The organism is Kitasatospora sp. NPDC057500 (genome assembly GCF_042802195.1).
In the GTDB taxonomy this organism is placed as follows: domain Bacteria; phylum Actinomycetota; class Actinomycetes; order Streptomycetales; family Streptomycetaceae; genus Kitasatospora.
Genome location: NZ_JBHVER010000405.1, coordinates 1 through 2,566 on the forward strand (window position 1 = coordinate 1; position 2,566 = coordinate 2,566).

Consider the following 2,566-nt stretch of genomic DNA (forward strand, 5'->3'; position numbering starts at 1 on the left):
GTCGGGCGGCGACCGGGGTCAGCCGACGGCGCGGACGTAGACGTCGGCGGCGCCGGGGGACCCGGTGTCCGCGTCCAGGGCGAAGATCTGCCGCTCCCGCCCGCCCGGCGGCTCGGGCAGCAGGGCGCCCCGCGCCGGCTCCTCGCCGGGCAGCGCCGCCGCCAGGTCCGGCGGCAGCGGCGCGAGGGCGCCGGGCGCCGGGAGGTCGTAGACGCGGACGAAGTCGTCGAGGCTGCTGTCCGGCCCGCCGACGATCCGGTAGTGCAGGTAGGCCACCCTGGTCCCGCCGGACGGACCGGCCAGGACGGCCGCCTCGGGCACGTAGTACCTGCCCTTGCCGGGGTGCTGGCGGTGGTGGAGGCCGGCCAGCCGCTGCGCGCGGTCGGTGTCGGTCTCGCGAAGGTCGGTCCTCCGTGCCCCCTGGTCCACCGTCCATCCCACCGCCACGGCGACGAGCACCGCGCACAGCACCAGCACGCCGACCACCAGTCGTCGGCCTGTGGGCTGGGTTCCACTCATCCTGCTTCCCCTCCGCCGGTCGCATCCAATCACGGCGCGGGACCCCTCCGCAGACGGACGAGCGCCTCCCGGACGAGGCCGGGAGGCGCTCGATCGCCGAGGCTGACCTGCCGGAGCAACAGCCAGGTGGCCGCACTGCCTGCGACCGGTCCCTGGACCGAATAGCCCGCAGGCGGCGGGTCGGCATCACACCTTGAGGAGATCTGCTGCCGCCATCAGGTGGTGGCGGACGACTTTGATGGATCCGGGGTCCTTGGCCGGGTCGTTGATCCATCGGTGTGCCTGTTCGAGGAACCACTCGACCGCCCAGACCCGGTGCCAGCCCAGGGCCCACACCTCCGGGGGGTAACCCGCCGCGGTGGGTGAGCGCGTCGCGAGGGCCTCCTGCGGCGATGTAGCCGTCGATGAGTCCGCGCAGGCGGGCCGGGTCCGGGGACTGCCTGATGCTGAGGCCCTGCCAGGACGCGAGGTCCAGAAGGCCCGGCCCGATGAAGGAATGGGCGAAGTCCAGCAGGTGCCAGCCCCAGAGGCCGATGTGCAGGCTGGACGGGGGGAACTCGGAGTGCACCCAGCCGAATGGAGCGGTCATCGCCCCGGCAGCCTTCCTCTCTGCGACGTGCGCGAGGGCGTACAGGATGTCGGCGAGGTCTTCGGTCCCTTCCGTCCAGCGGTCGGCGGCCTGCAGTCGTTGCAGGTGGACCAGGGCTTTGCCGGGTAGGGCTGCCAGGGCGTTCTCCCCCAACACCGGCAGTGACGACGGCGGGGCGGCCGCGTGAAGGAGCGCGGCGGCTGTCGAGGCATCGCCGTCGGTGGCCTCGCGCCGCGGGTCGCCGAGGTCTTCGAGCACCATCGCGAGCAGGCCGCCGCGCTGGGCTGAGCCGAGTACGCGGGGCACTGGGACGCCGGCCCGTTCGGCTGCCCGCAGGGTCCGGCCCTCGACGGTGAACGGCTCGCATGCGTACTTCAGGACGGCGGTGGTGCCGTCGGGGAAGGTCAGCCGTTCGACCCCTGACATGGACCAGACCCGTATGAGGAGCCGGGTCGGCGTCCCGCGGCCGGTGTCGGCGATCTCGTGCAGGAGTCCGCTGATCAGGTCCAGGTCCATGGGAGGGACGGTCATTTCGCGGTCGGCGAGCGGTCGCGTCGGTGATCGTGCCAGGCGATCGCGGAGACGGCCATGGACCGTGTCCACGAAGTTGCCGGCACCTGGGCGTGGACCTCCTGCCAGTAGCGGGCGTTGGCCTCGGCGAAGGCGAGGAGGACCCGGGGGTCCGCGGCTTCGAATGCTGGCAGATGGAACGCCCACCGCTCGGCCTGTTCGGGGGTGTGCCCGGCGTCGATCAGACGCACGGCCCAGACGGCCGGGTCAGCCCAGGCCGGGCCTCGGGTCGGCCAGGCCCAGTCGATGAGGTGGGCGGTGCGGTCGACCAGGATGTTGTGCGGGGCCATGTCGGTGTGCAGGAGCGCGTCCCCGGCGAACAGTTCCGGGGTGTTGCTGTAGCCCGCGAACCGCCGGGTGAAGCTCAGCAGTGGGATGTCCGGGCAGGGAGTGTCGGCGAGTTCCGTCAGCGCACCGACGACCAGGAGCAGGTCGGGACTGCCGGGAGCGAAGTCGGCGAGGTGTCCCTCGATCGCCTCGAAGCCGAGCAGGTCCCAGCCCCCCGCCTGCAAGTGCCATAGCAGTCGGGGAGACGACTTCGGCAGGTACGGGTTGACGGCGGCTTCGCGCAGTTGCGTCTTGACCTGCCGGTGGTCGACCGGGATGCCTTTGATGAACACCTCGCCCGAGGCGGTCAGAGCTTTCACGGCGACGCCGGAGTTCGCCCCGGTGGACGCATCGGCGGCGCCCAGGAAGGGGCCGGTGTGCTCCTGCACGGCCGCGCGGGCCGCGGGCGGGAGGCGGTTCCAGGCGAGGCGGGTCATCGACACTGCTGGACTCCAGAGAGGCTGCCGGTGGTGGGCCCGCCCCGGCCGGGGGCCCCCCCCCCGGGGGGCTAAGGGTGGGGGTAGAAAGTACGCCCCGCGGCCCAAAAGAACACCACGGCCG

At 72.6% G+C, this 2,566-nt stretch carries 2 protein-coding genes and 1 pseudogene; all 3 read right to left on the minus strand.

The genetic code is table 11. The features are described from left to right. Positions 1-18 precede the first annotated feature (18 nt). The 3 genes and pseudogenes from ACFU74_RS36950 to ACFU74_RS36960 all read right to left on the minus strand — a co-directional run bounded on the left by ACFU74_RS36950 (position 19) and on the right by ACFU74_RS36960 (position 2,448). Entirely contained in the window at positions 19-519 is a 501-nt protein-coding gene (locus ACFU74_RS36950; protein ID WP_380764521.1) for a hypothetical protein, read from the minus strand. A 186-nt stretch (positions 520-705) separates the two neighbouring features. Continuing rightward, positions 706-1,639, minus strand: a pseudogene (locus ACFU74_RS36955) (aminoglycoside phosphotransferase family protein). Continuing rightward, on the minus strand, positions 1,636-2,448 hold the full coding sequence (locus tag ACFU74_RS36960; protein ID WP_380764522.1) for an aminoglycoside phosphotransferase: 813 nt from the start codon (positions 2,446-2,448) through the stop codon (positions 1,636-1,638). Before ACFU74_RS36960 ends, ACFU74_RS36955 begins: the two are co-directional and overlap by 4 nt. Between the last annotated feature and the right edge of the window lie 118 nt (positions 2,449-2,566).

Bases quoted from the DNA above. Each gene is read 5' to 3' on its own strand.
- ACFU74_RS36950 (WP_380764521.1), bottom strand. From the start codon at position 519: ATGAGTGGAACCCAGCCCACAGGCCGACGACTGGTGGTCGGCGTGCTG.